General features: G+C 30.4%; 18 protein-coding genes, 1 riboswitch and 1 other annotated feature. Of the genes, 4 read left to right on the forward strand and 14 right to left on the reverse strand.

Features of this window, described 5'->3' with window-relative positions:
* Window positions 1–123: 123 nt before the first annotated feature.
* The 5 genes from rplT to P6922_RS00025 form a co-directional block, all read right to left on the reverse strand.
* Window positions 124–474, reverse strand: coding sequence for a 50S ribosomal protein L20 (gene rplT, locus P6922_RS00005; RefSeq protein WP_007554585.1), 351 nt, complete (start codon window positions 472–474; stop codon window positions 124–126).
* Between the two features lie 22 nt (window positions 475–496).
* Complete coding sequence (rpmI, locus tag P6922_RS00010; RefSeq protein ID WP_007555438.1) at window positions 497–697, reverse strand: 50S ribosomal protein L35; 201 nt, start codon at window positions 695–697, stop codon at window positions 497–499.
* A gap of 18 nt (window positions 698–715) precedes the next feature.
* Window positions 716–1,240: a translation initiation factor IF-3 gene (gene infC, locus P6922_RS00015; protein WP_007554529.1), complete on the reverse strand. Its 525-nt coding sequence runs from the start codon at window positions 1,238–1,240 to the stop codon at window positions 716–718.
* A gap of 171 nt (window positions 1,241–1,411) precedes the next feature.
* Window positions 1,412–3,316, reverse strand: a complete 1,905-nt coding sequence (gene thrS / locus P6922_RS00020; protein ID WP_276873295.1) for a threonine--tRNA ligase — start codon at window positions 3,314–3,316, stop codon at window positions 1,412–1,414.
* A gap of 35 nt (window positions 3,317–3,351) precedes the next feature.
* Window positions 3,352–3,561 (reverse strand) — a binding site (T-box leader).
* A gap of 39 nt (window positions 3,562–3,600) precedes the next feature.
* Entirely contained in the window at window positions 3,601–3,909 is a 309-nt protein-coding gene (locus P6922_RS00025) for a YerC/YecD family TrpR-related protein (RefSeq protein ID WP_276873298.1), read from the reverse strand.
* A 144-nt stretch (window positions 3,910–4,053) separates the two neighbouring features.
* Window positions 4,054–4,152, forward strand: a riboswitch (SAM riboswitch).
* Between the two features lie 58 nt (window positions 4,153–4,210).
* Between P6922_RS00025 and P6922_RS00030 the strand changes: the two genes are divergently transcribed.
* Genes P6922_RS00030 through P6922_RS00040 form a run of 3 tightly spaced genes read left to right on the forward strand, consistent with a single transcriptional unit; the run spans window position 4,211 to window position 6,723 of the window.
* Entirely contained in the window at window positions 4,211–5,248 is a 1,038-nt protein-coding gene (locus P6922_RS00030; protein WP_276873301.1) for a methionine ABC transporter ATP-binding protein, read from the forward strand.
* A complete protein-coding gene (locus P6922_RS00035) occupies window positions 5,229–5,882 on the forward strand; it encodes a methionine ABC transporter permease (protein WP_007555440.1) in 654 nt (217 codons plus the stop codon). The genes P6922_RS00030 and P6922_RS00035 overlap by 20 nt, the downstream gene beginning before the upstream one ends.
* A gap of 13 nt (window positions 5,883–5,895) precedes the next feature.
* Window positions 5,896–6,723, forward strand: a complete 828-nt coding sequence (locus P6922_RS00040) for a MetQ/NlpA family ABC transporter substrate-binding protein (RefSeq protein WP_276873303.1) — start codon at window positions 5,896–5,898, stop codon at window positions 6,721–6,723.
* Between the two features lie 47 nt (window positions 6,724–6,770).
* On the opposite strand, the gene P6922_RS00045 is transcribed toward P6922_RS00040, so the two are convergent.
* Window positions 6,771–7,376, reverse strand: a complete 606-nt coding sequence (locus P6922_RS00045) for a ribonuclease H family protein (RefSeq protein ID WP_276873305.1) — start codon at window positions 7,374–7,376, stop codon at window positions 6,771–6,773.
* A 62-nt stretch (window positions 7,377–7,438) separates the two neighbouring features.
* Here P6922_RS00045 and P6922_RS00050 point away from each other — a divergent pair, with 62 nt between their 5' ends.
* Window positions 7,439–8,668: an MFS transporter gene (locus tag P6922_RS00050; RefSeq protein WP_276873307.1), complete on the forward strand. Its 1,230-nt coding sequence runs from the start codon at window positions 7,439–7,441 to the stop codon at window positions 8,666–8,668.
* Between the two features lie 62 nt (window positions 8,669–8,730).
* Here the strand turns inward: P6922_RS00050 and rfaE2 are convergent, their stop codons facing one another.
* The 8 genes from rfaE2 to P6922_RS00090 all read right to left on the reverse strand — a co-directional run bounded on the left by rfaE2 (window position 8,731) and on the right by P6922_RS00090 (window position 17,733).
* Window positions 8,731–10,179 carry a D-glycero-beta-D-manno-heptose 1-phosphate adenylyltransferase gene (gene rfaE2 / locus P6922_RS00055; protein WP_276873309.1) on the reverse strand — a complete coding sequence of 483 codons (1,449 nt, stop codon included), beginning with the start codon at window positions 10,177–10,179 and terminating at the stop codon, window positions 8,731–8,733.
* A 129-nt stretch (window positions 10,180–10,308) separates the two neighbouring features.
* Window positions 10,309–11,079, reverse strand: a complete 771-nt coding sequence (locus P6922_RS00060) for a TatD family hydrolase (RefSeq protein ID WP_276873311.1) — start codon at window positions 11,077–11,079, stop codon at window positions 10,309–10,311.
* Window positions 11,076–12,980 (reverse strand): methionine--tRNA ligase, encoded by a 1,905-nt coding sequence (gene metG / locus P6922_RS00065; RefSeq protein WP_276873312.1) that lies wholly within the window; start codon window positions 12,978–12,980, stop codon window positions 11,076–11,078. The genes P6922_RS00060 and metG overlap by 4 nt, the downstream gene beginning before the upstream one ends.
* A gap of 49 nt (window positions 12,981–13,029) precedes the next feature.
* Entirely contained in the window at window positions 13,030–13,878 is an 849-nt protein-coding gene (gene rsmI / locus P6922_RS00070; RefSeq protein ID WP_276873315.1) for a 16S rRNA (cytidine(1402)-2'-O)-methyltransferase, read from the reverse strand.
* A 1-nt stretch (window position 13,879) separates the two neighbouring features.
* The gene (locus tag P6922_RS00075) at window positions 13,880–14,620 is read right to left on the reverse strand and encodes a tRNA1(Val) (adenine(37)-N6)-methyltransferase (RefSeq protein ID WP_276873318.1); all 741 of its coding nucleotides are present in this window, start codon (window positions 14,618–14,620) and stop codon (window positions 13,880–13,882) included.
* Window positions 14,613–15,461, reverse strand: coding sequence for a PSP1 domain-containing protein (locus P6922_RS00080; protein ID WP_276873321.1), 849 nt, complete (start codon window positions 15,459–15,461; stop codon window positions 14,613–14,615). Before P6922_RS00080 ends, P6922_RS00075 begins: the two co-directional genes overlap by 8 nt.
* On the reverse strand, window positions 15,449–16,474 hold the full coding sequence (locus P6922_RS00085; protein ID WP_276873323.1) for an AAA family ATPase: 1,026 nt from the start codon (window positions 16,472–16,474) through the stop codon (window positions 15,449–15,451). Before P6922_RS00085 ends, P6922_RS00080 begins: the two co-directional genes overlap by 13 nt.
* 134 nt (window positions 16,475–16,608) lie before the next feature.
* Window positions 16,609–17,733 (reverse strand): HAD family hydrolase, encoded by a 1,125-nt coding sequence (locus tag P6922_RS00090; RefSeq protein ID WP_276873326.1) that lies wholly within the window; start codon window positions 17,731–17,733, stop codon window positions 16,609–16,611.
* Window positions 17,734–17,765: the final 32 nt, after the last annotated feature.

The following is a 17,765-nucleotide window of genomic DNA, read 5'->3' on the forward strand; positions in this document are numbered from 1 at the left end:
TAAAGTTCAAACAAGTAGATAAACGTTATAAGCTCGCATTGTTGCGAGCTTTTTTTTATTAACAAATACCGGGGTAAAGAAATATATTCTTACCCCGGTATTTGTTATATAATCACATTCTTATTATGCATTTTTTGCAATTTCTACAAGTTTTGTAAATCCTGCCGGATCGCTGATAGCTAATTCACTCATCATTTTACGATTAACTTCTACGCCTGCTCTTGTCAAACCTGAAATCAATGTACTGTAATTAATACCGTTTTGACGAGCTGCTGCATTGATACGAACAATCCAAAGTTTACGAAATTCTCTCTTCTTTGCTCTACGATCTCTTCTTGCATAGTAAAGAGCTTTCATAACTAATTCATTGGCTTTTCTGAATTGTGCATGACGTGCACCTCTGTATCCTTTAGCCAACTTCAAAATTTTCTTATGTCTAGCGTGACTTGTAATTCCGCTTTTTACTCTTGCCATTCTCGAATTCCTCCTTTTTCAATTAAAAGTTCTTAGGCAATAATTTCGCTATACGTTTGTAATCAGCCTTCGAAATTAATGCTGCTTTTCTATAATTTCTCTTTCTCTTTGGAGATTTCTTTTCAAGAATATGGCTACGGAAAGCCTTATTTCTCTTAATTTGACCTGATCCTGTAACTTTAAAACGTTTAGCCGCGGAACGGCAGGTTTTCATCTTTGGCATATCATTATTCTCCTTTTTTTAAGCTTTAGGTGCAATTACCATCGTCATATTACGACCTTCAAGTTTAGGTGATTTTTCACAAATTATTTTATCACCTAATTCTTTAATTACACGTTCAAGCACATTACTCCCAAGCTCGGGATGCGTCATTTCTCTACCTCTGAACATAATTGTTACTTTAACCTTATTTCCATCGGATAAAAAACGTTGCGCACTTTTTAACTTAACATAAAAATCGTGATCTTCAATATTGGGACGAAGTTTTACTTCTTTTACTTGAAAAACTTTTTGTTTTTTCTTTTCTTCTTTTTCACGCTTTTGCTGTTCATAACGATATTTACCGTAATTCATAATACGACATACCGGTGGCCTTCCATTAGGAGCAACTTCAACTAAATCAAGTCCTCTATCGTCAGCTTCAGCTAAAGCATCACCAATATTCATTATTCCTAATTGCTCATTTTCATCAGTAACAACTCGTACTTCACGAGCACGAATTTGTTCATTGATGTTAAGTTCCTTTGCTATTGTTTTCACCTCCATTTAGAATATACATTCTATTGCAAGTAAAAAACGGACGAAACAAATCGCCCGCTTTAAATTCCTTTCAATACCTTAGTAACTTTTCGTCTTGTAAGGTGAGAAGCGGATGACTTCTGCTTGCAATAACATATAAATACTAACATTTACATATAACTTTTGTCAAGCTTTACATTATTTTCTTTCCTTCATCTTATTTAATATAAGCTCAATAAATTTATTTATATCTACAGTTCCTTCATCACCTTTTTCTCTACTTCTTACTGATATATTTCCTGAATTTGATTCTTTTTCTCCTACAACAACCATGTAAGGAATTTTTTCCATTTGTGCTTTTCTTATTTTATATCCCAAGGTATCATTACCTTTATCTATTTCTACACGTATACCTTGTTCAAACATCTTTTTATATACTTCTTGAGCATAATTATGATAATTTTCTGAAACCGGAATAATTTTAACTTGAACAGGCGCACACCAAGTTGGGAAAGCACCTGCGTAATGTTCGATTAATATACCTATAAAACGTTCTAATGAACCATATCCTGCACGATGAATCATAACTGCACGATGTTTTTCACCATCTTCTCCTACGTAAGTTACATCAAAACGTTCAGGTAATTGCATATCCATTTGAATTGTTCCACATTGCCATGTACGTCCTAATGAATCTTCTATATGGAAATCCAATTTCGGACCGTAAAACGCTCCATCCCCCTCATTTATTCTGTATGAAACGTTTGTACTCTCAATTGCATTTCTTAATGCATTTGTAGCAATTTCCCAAAGTTCATCTGAACCCATAGAATCTTCAGGTCTTGTAGATAACTCAATATGATATTTAAGTCCGAAAACATCATATAGTTCTTTAAACATATTTACTACGGAAATAACTTCACTTTCCATATCTTTAGGTGTCATAAATATATGTGCATCATCTTGAGTAAAATTTCTTACACGGAATAAACCATGTAAAGCACCATGTAATTCATGACGATGAACTAAACCGAATTCACCCACACGTTTAGGTAAATCACGATAACTTCTTTGTTGTGTTTTAAAATATAATATTCCACCGGGACAATTCATAGGCTTAACTGCATAGTCTTCGTTATCTATTTTTGTAAAATACATGTTTTCTCTATAGTGATCCCAATGACCTGATTGAAGCCAAAGATTTTTAGATAAAATAATAGGTGTAACTATTTCTTCGTATCCATATTTTCTAAACAATTCACGTTCATAATCAATAAGCAAATTCCTTATAACCATTCCCTTTGGATGAAAGAATGGAAATCCCGGACCTTCTTCGTGAAAACTGAACAAATCTAATTGTTTGCCCAATTTACGATGGTCACGCTTTTCAGCTTCACTACGAACAAATAGGAAATGTTCCAGATCTTCTTTATTAAAAAATGCTGTACCGTAAATACGTTGAAGCATAACATTATTTTCGTCACCACGCCAATAAGCACCTGCAACACTTAAGAGCTTAAAAGCTTTAATTTTACCTGTATTATCTACATGACCACCTCGACATAAATCATCATAATCACCTTGTGTATAGATAGAAAGTTCTGTATCTTCAGGCATATCATTAATTAATAAGATTTTGTAATCTTGCTCTTTATTTTTAAAGAAATCCAAAGCTTCTTTTCTTGAAACCACTTTTTTATCAAGATGTAAATTCTGCTTAATTATCTTTGACATTTCTTTTTCAATGGCAGGAAAATCTTCCTGTTTAAATACGTGTTCAGATTCTATATCATAATAAAATCCGGTAGATATTGCAGGTCCTATAGCAAATTTTGTTCCCGGATATAAATGCTGTATGGCTTGTGCCATAACATGCGCAGCAGTGTGTCTTAATGCAGCCAAACCTTCAGGATCATTTTTTGTGCAAAACTCAATTTTTGTGCCGTCTTTTATTAAATTTCTTAAATCTGTAACATTACCGTCAACTTTTGCAACAAGTGCTTCTTTAGCTAAGCTTCGTGAAATTTTTTTTGCAACTTCAAACAGAGTTATCGGTTCTTCAAAACTTAATTTACTCCCGTCTTTCAATTCAATAGTAATCATAATTACACTCCTTTAAAAATAAAAAACTTTCGTCCTCAAGGGACGAAAGTTAAATTCCGCGGTTCCACCCAATTAAAGCAAATGCTTCTCTCCTAAGCAAATAACGATGCAAACCGGAAAATTCTACTTAATTTCAAATTTTCTGTTCAAGAGCGGTATCGTCTACAAAAAAATTATCTGTTTCCACCAACCACAGACTCTCTAATAATTTCATTTGTAACGCATTTCTCTTTCATTACATTTAACAATAATATAAAACTTTACTATTGTATTGTCAAGTTAAATTATTTATCGTCAGAAGTCTCTTCCATTCTTTTCAAAATTTTTACATATCCGTCAGCACCATATTTCAAACATTTTTTCACACGTGAAATAGTTGCTGTGCTTACCCCGGTACTTTCTTCTATTTTATCGTATTTTGCACCTTCTTTTAATAGTCTTGCAACTTCTAACCGTTGCGACATATCTTTCAATTCACTTATAGTGCATAAATCTTCAAAAAATTCATAACATTCTTCTCTTGATTCAAGCATAAGTATAGCATCAAAAAGTTTGTCTGTAATAGGATTTACTAAACGCTGATTTACTCCCATAGCATCCTCCTTTATTTAAATATCTCTTTAATTGATTATATCATTAAATAAAAATATATCAAAACTATATCAAAATCTAATATAAAAACTATTGACACATTTGAAAATAAATAGTAATATAAGCTAACTTTACAACAACTGAATATTTCATCAAGAGTAGCTGAGGGAATGGCCCTATGAAGCTACGGCAACCATTCATATTGAAACGGTGCCAATTCCATCGGATTTCCCGAAAGATGAACATTAAACAACTTTCATCATTCCGTTGAAAGTTTTTTTATTAAATTTATAAGGAGAACGCATGATAGAACTGAAAAATGTTTATAAAACTTATGATAATAAAACTAATGCTTTAAACGATATAAATATAAAAATAAAAGAAGGTGAAATATTTGGAATTATCGGCCAATCAGGTGCCGGTAAATCCACCTTAATACGTTGCATAAACATGCTTGAAACTCCTACATCGGGAGAAGTTATCATAAACGGTAAAGATATTACTAAATTATCAGAAAAAGAATTACGTAATGAAAGAAAAAAAATCGGAATGATTTTTCAACACTTCAACCTTCTTTCAAATCGTACCGTATATAAGAATATCGCTTTCCCTTTAGAATTATCAAATACACCTAAAGAAGAGCAAGAAAAACGCATAAATTCAATGCTTGAATTAGTAGGTTTGACCAATCATAAAAATAAATATCCTTCACAACTTTCAGGAGGACAAAAACAACGTGTAGGAATAGCAAGAGCATTAATAACTCAACCTTCTATTCTCTTATCGGATGAAGCTACAAGTGCACTTGATCCTGAAACTGTAAAATCAATTTTAAATTTATTAAAAGAAATAAACAAAAAACTAGGAATAACAATAATTTTAATAACTCATCAAATGGAAGTTATTAAAAAAATAGCAAATCATGTGGCTGTAATAGAAAACGGAAAAATTATAGAAGAAGGTTCTGTAATAAATCTTTTCAGCAATCCAAAAACTGAAACACTGAAAAAATTTATAGGTTCAACAAATTTAAACTTACCTGAAGATTCAGAATTTTATAGCATGATAAAAACAAAACATTCTGAAGGCGATAAAATGGTACTCTCATTGTCATTTAAAGGTGCTGTCACAAATGAACCTATTATTGAGCATTTAATTCGTTTTTATAATTTAAATGTCAGTATATTATATGCTAATATCGATTACATTCAAGAAACACCGTTTGGAACATTAATTATTTTACTTGACGGCGCTGAAAATAATGTAGAAAACTCATTTAAATATTTGAAAACACTTCCTATAGAAAGTGAGGTCTTAGGGTATGTCTCCAATAATAATTAATCTTTTATTTAAATCATTGGCAGAAACTTTATACATGTTGTTTGTTTCCTCTCTTTTATCTGCAGTTATTGGCATACCTTTAGGTATATTGCTTGTAGTTACTGAAAAAGGAAAAATTCTTTCATGTTCATTTTGCAATAAACCGTTATCGTTTATAGTAAATATAATTCGTTCAATACCTTTTATAATTCTTATGGTAGCAATTATCCCTATAACTCGAATGATTGCAGGAACATCAATCGGAACGAATGCAGCAATAATTCCATTAACAATTGCATCTATACCTTATACTGCAAGATTAATAGAGACTTCAGTGCGTGAAATTCCTGTAGGATTGATTGAAGCAGCAAAATCTATGGGCGCTTCACCTTTACAAATTATAAAAAAAGTAATTATTCCTGAAGCATTACCCTCAATGATCGAAAATATAACGGTTGTTATAGTAACTCTTATAGGAACCAGTGCAATGGCAGGCACAATTGGCGGCGGCGGTCTTGGAGATCTTGCTATACGTTACGGATATCAACGTTTTCAAGCAGACGTTATGATTGTCACAATAATAGTGTTAATCGTGATAGTTCAACTTGTTCAATTCGCAGGAAACTACTTATCACGTAAAACAAATAAAAAATAATGGAGGTTATTTTATGAAGAAGAAGTTTTTATTAGGAGGCATTGCAATATTATCTGCAGCCATTTTATTATCAGGATGTTGTTCAGATAAAGGATGTGGTTCCGCATCCTCAACTAAAAATGAAATTACAGTAGGTGCAACTGCCGGTCCACATGCGCAAGTAGTAGAAGCAGCAGCAAAAGAAGCGGAAAAACATGGTCTGACTGTACATGTAAAAGAATTTTCAGATTATATTACTCCGGATCAGGCCTTAGCAGATGGCGACATAGATATCGCTGTATATCAACATAAGCCCTTTCTTGAAAATTTTAACAAACAGCATAATACTGATTTAGTTAATATAGGAGATGCTATTTTGATGAGAATGGGTATTTATAGCAACAATTACAAGAATGTAAATGATATACCTAATAATGCAACTGTTTCAATTCCAAATGACCCTACCAATGAAGGTAGAGGATTACAATTACTTGAACAAGCAGGTTTAATTAAATTAAAAGAAGGCGTTGGAATAAAAGCTACTCCTGCTGATATAGTTTCTAATCCTAAAAATTTGAACTTTAAAGAAATAGAAGCAGCGCAATTACCAAGAAGCTTAGATGATGTTGATGCTTCAGTTATTACAATGAATTTTGTACAAAGTGCCGGAATATCTCCACAAGAAAAAGGTATTTTCTTTGAAGATAAAGACAATCCCCTTGCAGTAATGATAATTGCTACACGTGCAAAAGATAAAGATAATGAAAACTACAAAACATTTGTATCTGCATATCAATCCGACGCAGTAAAACAATTTATAAAAGAAACATTCAAAGGTACAATAGAAGCTGCATGGAATTAATAAAAAGCATTTTCCTCAAATCATTAACGATTTAGGAAAATGCTTTTTTAATTAAATAAGGCGTCTTTTGCAAGAGAATCCGCCAAATCATTATATTTAACACCCGTATGACTTTCAACTTTATGAAATCTTATATCTATTTTATCTTTTATAGTTTCATAAAATAATTTAAGTTTTTTAGTTAATATTTTATTTGTTTTCCATTCACCCGTACACCATTTTTCTATACCTGTATAATCATAATATAAATTAAGCACTTTACCCTTTCTTTCTAAACATAAATTTATTGCATACATTGCCCCATAAACTTCTCCTGCAACATTTCGCATCATTGCTTCTTCTTTGTTGATGATTTTTTTTGAATATTTTTCAATTTTTCCATTTTCAATTAAAACCACTCCGAAAGAAAAACATTCCGGTTTTGAAGGTATATAAGAACCGTCTACATATGCAATTATATTATTTTCATTACTTTCTTCTTTTATAGAATTATTTTCAAACAAAAATTCTTCAGCATCTTTTTTATTATAAAAACCTTTATACACAGCATTGGGATAACCTATAACTTGTTGTTTACATATTTCCCAATCTGAAAATATACCTACATTTCTTCCTACTTTAACTGCATAAAATAATTTCTTTTTATTTGCCATTTATATATCCTTTCAAATTTGTGCTATTATATTCTTATCAAAGTATAATTTTAGAGGTGAAAATGAATCTTATAAGCAAATTTCCTGCCCTTGAAGTAAGGGACTATAGGTTATATTGGTCAAGTCAATGGGTTGCTTTAATCGGATTTTGGATGCAACTTACGGCACAACAATGGCTTGTTTATGAAATTACAAATTCCGCATTTTTACTTGGTGTACTCGGAGCGGTACAATTTTTACCAAGTTTTATTTTTTCACTTTTCATAGGTTTCTGGATTGACAGACATGACAAGAAAAAAATTTTAACCGTTACACAATGTATGTATATCATCCAATCTGTTTGCTTAGGGATACTTATTTTAAGCGGACATGCAAATTATTATTGGATTTTATTCTTTGCATTCGTTGTAGGAACAATAGATTCAATAGACATGCCTACAAGATTGTCTTTTCTTCCTGATATTGTCGGAAAAGATGCTCTTCACAGTGCAATAAGTTTAAACTCCACAAATTTCAATTTAACAAGAATGATTGGCCCTTTATTAGCAGCTTTTCTTATAAATTTCTTTCCTTATGATATCATTTTTTTCTTAAATGCGCTTTCAATAATACCCGTACTCATTGCATATAAAAAAATGAAAGCACAATCTTCTATAAGCAATTCAATTACAAAAAATGCAACACAAGAAATAAAAAAGGGCATAACACATGCAAAATCAAAACCTATAATTTTATGCAATTTAATAGCTTTGGCTATAGTAAGCGGATTAATCTTAAACTTCGGTTCATACGGGCCGTTACTTGCAGATAGAGTCTTACATGCAGGTGTAAACGGATTCGGATTTATTCTTTTCGGTTTCGGTACCGGATCAATGATTGGAGGATTAATATCCGCTGCTGCAAAAACGCAATTAAGCCAAAAATGGGTTTTTATAAATGCTATTCTTTGCGGACTTGAACTGTCGGCGGTAAGTTATATAAGTAATTTCTTTATATCAATAACAATTTTTATTTTTATGGGATTCAGTGTAACACTTTTCCTTGTTAATTGTAATACTGCTATTCAAATTGCATCTAATAAAAATTACTTGGGCAGAATTATGAGTTTATATACATTTGTTTATCTGGGAAGTGCCCCTTTCGGCAGTTTATTTGTAAGTTCAATGTTAGAAAGCTTCGGAACATCTTTAGGATTATTTTTAACAGGTTTAATTGATGCTGTATTTATAACATTTTTAGTCTTCTTTTATAAAAAACAAATTTCAAATGGAATAAACATAAAATGTAAATAATTCCAAATTTTAAACTGCACTCCTAAAATTATAACTGATTTTAAAAGTGCAGTTTTTTTATGTTATTTATTAATTTTTAAAATTTTATTTATTATATTCGTTGTTGAACAGTTTTCTACAAAAGGAATTACAATAACTTCTTTTGCATAATTTCTCCCTACAATTTCATCTTTTTTATAATCTCCGCCTTTTACCAAAACATCTGGTTTTAATAAGGAAATCAAATTTAGCGGAGTGTCTTCATCAAATACTACTATGGCATCAATATAAGGTAATTCATTAAGTATGTATACTCTATCTTCAATGTTTTGTATAGGACGTTTTTTACCTTTCAATCTGCTAACGGATTTGTCAGAATTTACACCGACTATAAATCGTGTACCTAATTGTGCGGCTTTTTTTAAATAAGTCACATGTCCTCTATGCAATAAATCAAAGCATCCATTTGTAAATACTATTTTTTCACCTTCATTTTTCCACTTTTTTATTAATTTTATAAATTCATCCATTTCATTTTGATTGAAAACACTTTTAAAGTTTTTAAAATCTCCACAATAATTTTCTAATTCGGATTTTTTAACTTGATATGTACCTACGTGTGAAATAGCAATACTTGCAGCTATATTCGCTGCCTCCAGTATTTCCGACATTTCAACTCCACATGCAATTGCAGTTGCAATTACACTGATTACTGTATCTCCAGCACCCGAAACATCAAATACATCTTTTGCAAATGCAGGACAATGAATAATTTTATTTTCCCCTATGCAAGTTATACCTTTTTCGGAACGCGTTACTATTAAATAGTCCAAGTTTAACTTTTTACGAATTCTTGCCCCTGCTTCAACAATACTTTCATCTTTATTTTCTATTAAATATCCACAATATTTTGAAAGCTCTTTTACATTTGGAGTCAAGGCAAATGCATTTGAATATTTTTCCCACTCGATTCCTTTTGGATCTATTAAAACAGGAATATTTCTTTTATTACACAATGAAATTATATTACATGTTAATTCATTTGATACTACACCTTTACCGTAATCAGATATAATTACCGAATTCAAATTTTCACATAAACTTTCAAGCCATAATAAGATACTATCAGATTCTGCTTCTGAAATTTTCAATTTTTCTTCATTATCCAAACGCATAATTTGTTGACTGTTATTTAAAAACCTTGTTTTTACAGTTGTATAATGATTTTTTCTTGCAAAAACTGCATCTCTATTTATGTTTTTATCATCAAGAAGATTTAAAACTTCATCTTTAGTTTTATCCTGACCCAACATTCCGGATAAATACACATTACAACCTAAAGCTTTTACATTTGCAGCAGTATTTGCAGCGCCGCCTAATATATTTTCCGAGGATTCAAATATTGATATAGGTACAGGTGCTTCTTCAGATATGCGATTTACACGCCCCCTGACATATCGATCCATCATTATGTCACCTACAACAGCTATATTAATCCGACTTGTTACATCAAGCCATGAAAATTTTTTCATTTAATAAAACCTCATTTATTGATAAATTAACATTACTTTTATATAGTTATTTTTACATAAAAACACATAAACAGCAAATATTTCTAAAATAAAAAAAATACGTGAAATAAAAATTCACGTATTTTTACATTATCTCAAACCATATATATCCATTGCATTTTGATATGTTATTTCTATTATTTTTTCTATTGAAATATTACGTAAAGCAGCAATTTCTTTTGCAATATAGTACAAATTCAACGAAGTATTTCTTTGTCCTGTAAATGGAGGTGGAGTCATGTATGGACTATCCGTTTCTATAAGCATTCTTTCAAGTGGAATAATTCTTGCAATTTCTTTTATTCGTTTACTATTTTTATAAGCTACAGGACCTGCAAATGAAATATAAAAATCCGATTTTATCATTTCATTTGCAAATTCAATACTTCCGCTAAATGAATGCATTATTCCCCTCAAATTATGCTTTTTCATTTTTTTTATAATTGAAAATATGTCTCCATGAGCTTTTCTATCATGAATAATAACCGGTAAATCTGTTTCTTGAGCAATATTTATTTGATTCATAAAATATTCTTTTTGAATTTCTCTATCATTATTTTTATCGTAATAGTCAAGTCCTATTTCACCTATAGCAACAACTTCACTATTTGCCTTTACCAAATCGAATATTTTTTTTAAATCACATTTCTTATCAATTTCAGCAAAATATGGATGTATACCTATAGCAGCATATAAATTTTTAAATTTTTTGGACAATTCGATTGATTGTAAAGATGTTTCATAATTTTCTGATGGACAAACTATTTTATATTCCAGTTTTTCCAACAATTTCAACAATTCATCTCTATCTTTATCAAATGCTTTATCGTACATATGCGCATGGGTATCAAAAAAAATCATTTTACTTTGCTTCCTGCCGGCATGTTAACAAATGGAACTTCTAATTTACCGTCTTTACTTGCAGCTAAAATCATACCTTTAGATTCTATTCCCATTAATTTTATAGGTTTTAAATTTGATACCAAAATCACACATTTACCTATTAAATCTTCCGGTTTATAAAATGCCGCAATTCCACTCACTACACTTCTTTCTTCATTTCCTAAAGAAACTTTTAAATGAATAAGTTTTGATGATTTTTTTACTTTTTCAGCTTCTAAAATTTCAGCTACAACCAATTCTACTTTGGAAAAATCATCTATTGTTATTTGATTGTGATTATTTTTAACTTCTTCAGTTTCAGTTTTACTTTCTTCTTCAATACGCGGAAAAATCGGTAACCCTTTATTTATTTTTGTATTTTCTTCAAATTTTCCCCAAGTAACATCTGATAATTGTACAGATTTAAAATCTTTTAACCCTAATTGATTCCACATTTTTTCAGCTGCTATAGGAATTACTGGGGAAACAAATATAGATACAACTCTAAGTCCTTCGCACAAATGATATAATACTGCATCCAATAAATCTTTTTTGCTTTCATCTTTTGCCAATGTCCACGGCATAGTTATATCTATATATTTATTTAACGAACGAACATATGTCCATACTGATTTAAGAGCATCATTAATTTTCCAATTATTCATTCCGTATTTATAATTTTCTAAAACATTTATCAAATCTTTTTCAATATTTAATGACGCATCTTCAATTACTTTATCTCCGGTTATATCACCTTTATAAACAATTCCGTTTCTATATTTTTCTACCATTGACAATGTTCTGTATAAAAGATTCCCTAAATCATTTGAAAGATCTGAATTTATTCTGTTTATAAGTCTATCTCTACCGAAATTACCATCACTTCCAAGTTGAATATCATTCATTAAATAGTAACGTATTGCATCCGAACCGAATTCATGTATCAAAGGAATAGGATCTACCACATTACCTTTTGATTTAGACATTTTTTCACCTTCAACCACAAGCCAACCGTGTCCGTAAACTTGTTTCGGTATTTCAATATCCAAACTCATAAGCATAATCGGCCAAATAATAGTATGAAATCTTACTATTTCTTTTCCTACCAAATGTACATCTGCAGGCCAGTATTTTTTAAATTTTTCTTTATCATCTTCTATACCTACAGCTGTTAAATAATTTGTAAGCGCATCAAACCATACATAAACTACATGCTTAGGATCAAAAGGTACAGGAATTCCCCATGAAAAGCTTGTACGTGATACACATAAATCTTCCAAACCGTTTTTTACGAATTGAATCATTTCATTTTTTCTTGATTCAGGTTCTATAAAATGTGGATTTTCTTCAATAAATTTCAACCATCTATCAGCATATTTTGACATTTTAAAGAAATATGCTTCTTCACTTACCCGTTTACATTCACGTTTACAATCTGCACATAAATTTCCTTCAAGTAATTTGCTTTCAGGCCAAAATGTTTCACAGGGTACACAATACCAACCTTCATATTTACCTTTATAAATATCACCCTTGTCATAAGCTTTCTGAAATAATTTTTGTACAACTTTAATATGTCTTTCCTCAGTTGTACGTATAAAATCATCATTGCTTATATTAAGTTCTTTCCATAATTGTTGGAATCCCTTAACAATTTTATCAACGTACTCAATTGGAGTTACCCCTGCTTCTGTAGCTTTTTGTTCAATTTTCTGACCGTGTTCATCAGATCCGCACAAAAAGAAAACATCTTTTCCATCCAATCTTTTAAATCTTGCTACAGTATCTGCGACTGTTGTGCAATATGTATGTCCGATATGTAATTTCGCACTTGGATAATAAATTGGCGTTGTAATATAAAAAGCTTGTTTTTCAGACATAAAATTCTCCCCTTATATTATTTAAATCCTAACAACCATTTCAAGTATATCAATCATTTTTCTTACTTATCAAATATTGATATACTTCCCTTCGAGATAAATTAAATTCTACAGCTATTTTGCGTGAAACATCTTTTAAAGGTTCACTTTCAACTAAAGAAAGTGCAACTTTTTTCCAATCTTTTTCCACTTCTTCTTTTTTTATTTCTGTATCTTTAAAACCCTCCACCAATATAACGTATTCTCCTCTTGCCGATTCTTCATCCAATTTTTTGCGTAATTCACTTAAGGTATTTCGCTCAAATGTTTCAAATTTTTTAGTAAGTTCTCTAGCCAATACCGCATAACGATTGCCTAATTCGCTTAATAAAATATCCAAAGTTTCTTTCAATCTATGTGGTGCTTCATAAAAAATAAGTGTCATAGATAAATTTGAAATATCTTTTAATATTTTTTTCTTTTTGGTATTTGTTTTCGGCAAGAATCCTATAAAAACAAATTGTCTGCTATCCAATCCTGATGCAATCAATGCTGTTAAAGCTGCATTTGCTCCCGGCAAAGGTATTATAGAAATATTTTCTGTCAATGCTTTTTTTACTAAATCATAACCGGGATCTGAAATTACAGGCATACCTGCATCACTACATTGTGCTATCGATTTACCGATTCTTAATTGCTCTATTAAATATTCTCCCGCCACATGCTTATTATGTTCATGATAAGCAATAATGCGTTTATGGATATTAAAATGATTAAGCAAAAGTTTGGTATGTCTTGTATCTTCCGCAGCTATAATATCCACATTTGCCAAAATATCTATTGCACGTTGAGTTATATCCGATAAATTTCCTATCGGAGTCGGTACAAGATATAATGTACCTTTATTCACTTCATTCATTTTATTCCTTTCCATAAATCGAAAGCACTTCTTCCGTATATGCTCCATCATCATAATGTAAAAAGAGTGGCGGTTCAACAGTGACTTCTACATTTCCACCGTACTTCCACTCCACTAAAACTCTTACAGCATTATGTTTTTTTCGTGCATAAATAAATCGCATTCGCTTAGCTTCCATTTTATACTTTCTACCATATGTTATCAAGTCACATAATCTGTCAGCTCTGTGAACCATAGTCAACCTTCCACCGTATTTAAGTAAATATTGAGCTGTTTTAAATACATCTTCAATTGTAGCATTAATTTCATAACAAGCAGTTGCAACAGCTTCTTTATTACTTATTTTTCCGGTTTTTATATCTCTATATGGTGGATTTGCAACTACAGATGTAAAACTTCCGGTCGGATAATATTCTTTAATCTTTTTATAATCACATTCCAAAACTTTAATTATGTCATTCTTTTTATTACCGCTGACATTTCTTTTCGCAATATCTGCCATAATAGGATTTATTTCAAATGCAGCAATATCTTTTGCACCTAATGCCGATAAAAGTAATGGTATAATTCCGGTTCCTGTTCCTAAATCTGCTATTTTATCTTTATTTTTTATTGAAACATAATGTGCCAATAACACCGAATCGATAGAAAAACAAAATCCGTCAGTACGTTGAATAATCTTCATACCGTCACGAATCAAATCATCCAATCGTTCATTTTCTTTTAAAATCCAGTTACTCATTTTCAGCTTCTTCAACCTCACTCCAGGGTAAAATTTTCACTTGATTGCTTTCGAATTGTATTTTAACAGTATGTTTTTGTGAATTCACATAAACAACTTGACCCGAACCTTCTTCTGTAATTACCTTCATTCCGACAAAAAAATTCGGATTATCATATCTTTTTTTCATTTTACAACAAGTCTTGCGTCTTTCAGGATCATTTTTATATTGATCATTTTCATATCTTAAGCAACACATTAATCTACCGCATACACCTGAAATTTTTGAAGGATTAAGAGAGAGACCTTGTATTTTCGCCATTTTTATGGAAACAGGAGCAAACTCACCTAAAAAATTAGCACAACAAAGCGGACGTCCACAGGGACCTATTCCATTTACTTGTTTTGCTTCATCACGAACACCGACTTGTCTTAATTCAATTCTTGCATGAAATACTGCAGCAAGTTCTTTAACCAATTCTCTAAAATCTATTCTCCCGTCTGCTGTAAAGAAGAATACTATTTTATTCCTGTCAAATGTATATTCAACTCTTAATAAGCGCATAGGAAAATTAAATTTTTTGATTTTAGTTAAACAAATATCAAAAGCCGATTCTTCTCTTTCTTTATTTCTTTTTAACTGTATTTCATCTTTAACGGTTGCTTTTCTGATAACAGATTTAAGCGGTAAATTTTCATCTGAAATACTTATACTTGTCGGTTTCAAAACAACGTGTCCGTATTCCATGCCTCTGGATGTTTCTACTATAACACCGTCATTTAAATGTAAATCCAGACTGTTGTCATTAAAATAATAAATTTTTCCGGCACGCTTAAATCTTACCCCTATTACACCTTCCATCCTATATCGCCTTTCTGTATATGTTCGAATTCAACAAGTATCATATCCCAAATCAATTTCACTGATATATATCTCTTACACGCCTTCAAAGATTTGTCTAATATTTTTATTGCTTTACAAACTTTTTCATATGTCCATTTTTGTACAATTATTTTTTCGATATCTTTAAAATTAACACATCTTATAAAATCAGTTTTACCTGTTGATGCAATAACCATTAAATCTTGCCCAATCAAAGATAGACATTTCAAATACCGAATGAATTCAACTCGATCTTTAAATTCTTTTTCGGTCAATTTGTAAAATGCTGTTTTATTTTCAGAAAAAATTTCCCAAAATTTCAAAGCCTCTTCAAATCCGACAGAATTGTTATTAGATGAAAAAGACAATGTCATTCCGGGATTGCCTTCAGTCAATCTAAAAGATTCTTCAACACTTAAATTTAAAGGTAAAGTAAATTTATCATGGAAATCATTTATTAATTGTATATATTCTTCCTTATTCAAAGGGAAAAACGGAAATAATTCCGCTCTTGAAATAATAGTAGGAAGCAACGAATTTAACTCATGAGTAATCAAAATAAAATATACATTATTCAATGGTTCTTCCAAAGTTTTGAGTAATGCATTTGCAACAGGAGGCATCATACTTTGAGCTTCATCAATAATACATACATGAACTTGATTATCAAATGAATTCATTTCTTCAAAAAAAATACGAAACTGTTCAAACTTTAATTCTAATCCTAAAGGTCTTATATACCATAATAATTTATCTGATGTTGTCAAAATTTGATATCTTGAAACATCTTCAGAAAACCACATTTCAGTTTCTTTTTGATATTTATCATTCTTACGAGTTAAAACAGCTGCCAAATCGATAGCGGCCGTTGTCTTGCCTAAACCTTCATCTCCATAAAAAATAATCGTATGACTCAATGTATCATCTGATACCATACGCTTAAGTGATTTTTGTATCTTTGATTGTCCATATATTCTAGGAAGAAAATTCAAAATATATACCTCTTAACTAATATACAACATCATATTGATATTTTATCATAAAAGCACTTATATATATATTTTTTAAAATAAAATTTATTAAATTTATCAAATATAATTAAAATAAAATCCGGAAAATCCGGATTTTATAAAATATCTAATATTTTTAATACTGAATCAACACAAACGCAATTTTCATTTTTTAAAATATTCTCCAAACTTGAAAATTTATATGTGCCGGTTATTCCGATAAAAGATACTCCGATTTTTTTTGCAGCAAGAAAATCAGCTATTGAATCTCCTACTATTATATAGTTATCATTTTCACCCAATAAAATATCTCCATTTAAATAATTTAAATAATTTTCCTTTTTCCTTCCAAACATAGCACAATAATAAATAAATGGATCGGGTTTATCAGGTATTTTACATTTAAAAAGTTTCGAAACATCTTCAGCATCTGATACAGTTGCTATATATTCTTCATCAAATTCTTCCAACCAATTATTTTGCTTAAAAGGAATTTCTGTTTCTATAAGTTTTCTTCCTGTTGCTATAGCAATTTTATATCCTTTTTGTTTTATTTGCTGAAACATTGCCTTTATTTTTGATGCAGGTGCAAGCGATTTGTCAAATTTTATAAATCCTTCTTTTCTACCGTTATATGGAAATTTACCGAATTCACTTATAAATAAATTTGTACCTAGATAAATATTTAAAAATGTTTCTTTGTGCATATTCCAAAAATTGCTTTGTAATTGTAACCATTTAACATTTTCTAAATATTTTCCGAACTCAAACAATAAAAAATCAAATATCTCTATTCCGTTTGCATCATTTTTTAAAATATTTTGCCAAAAACTCAATATTTCTTCGGAACCAGGTATTGAAAGTCCCATTAAAACAAGACCTGCTTTTTTTATATCTTTTTCGGTACTTATACAAACATTTAATTTTTCCCCGGTTTTTAAAAAATATTCTCTTGCCATTAATCCTATGGTTGTAGACAAATAAGCATGCACCATATCCCACTCTGAATTTATACCTTTGCTCTTAAGAAAATGAATTAATTTATCATTTCCCCACAAATAGTATCTAGTTGAAGAAATATTTCCTCTATTAGTATTTTTTATATTACATAAATCTGCTTCTGTCGGTAATCCCAAATATATTGAATCGTATAACCATTCTTGAATTGTCAGTGCAGCTACGTCAAAATAATTTTCTTCACTGAACAAAACTCCGTCAATATCAAATATAACTTTTTTCATATTTATCTCCTGATTTGCATTATAACTATATA

It is taken from the genome of Dialister micraerophilus (assembly GCF_947090205.1).
Classification (GTDB): Bacteria; Bacillota; Negativicutes; order Veillonellales; family Dialisteraceae; genus Dialister; species Dialister micraerophilus.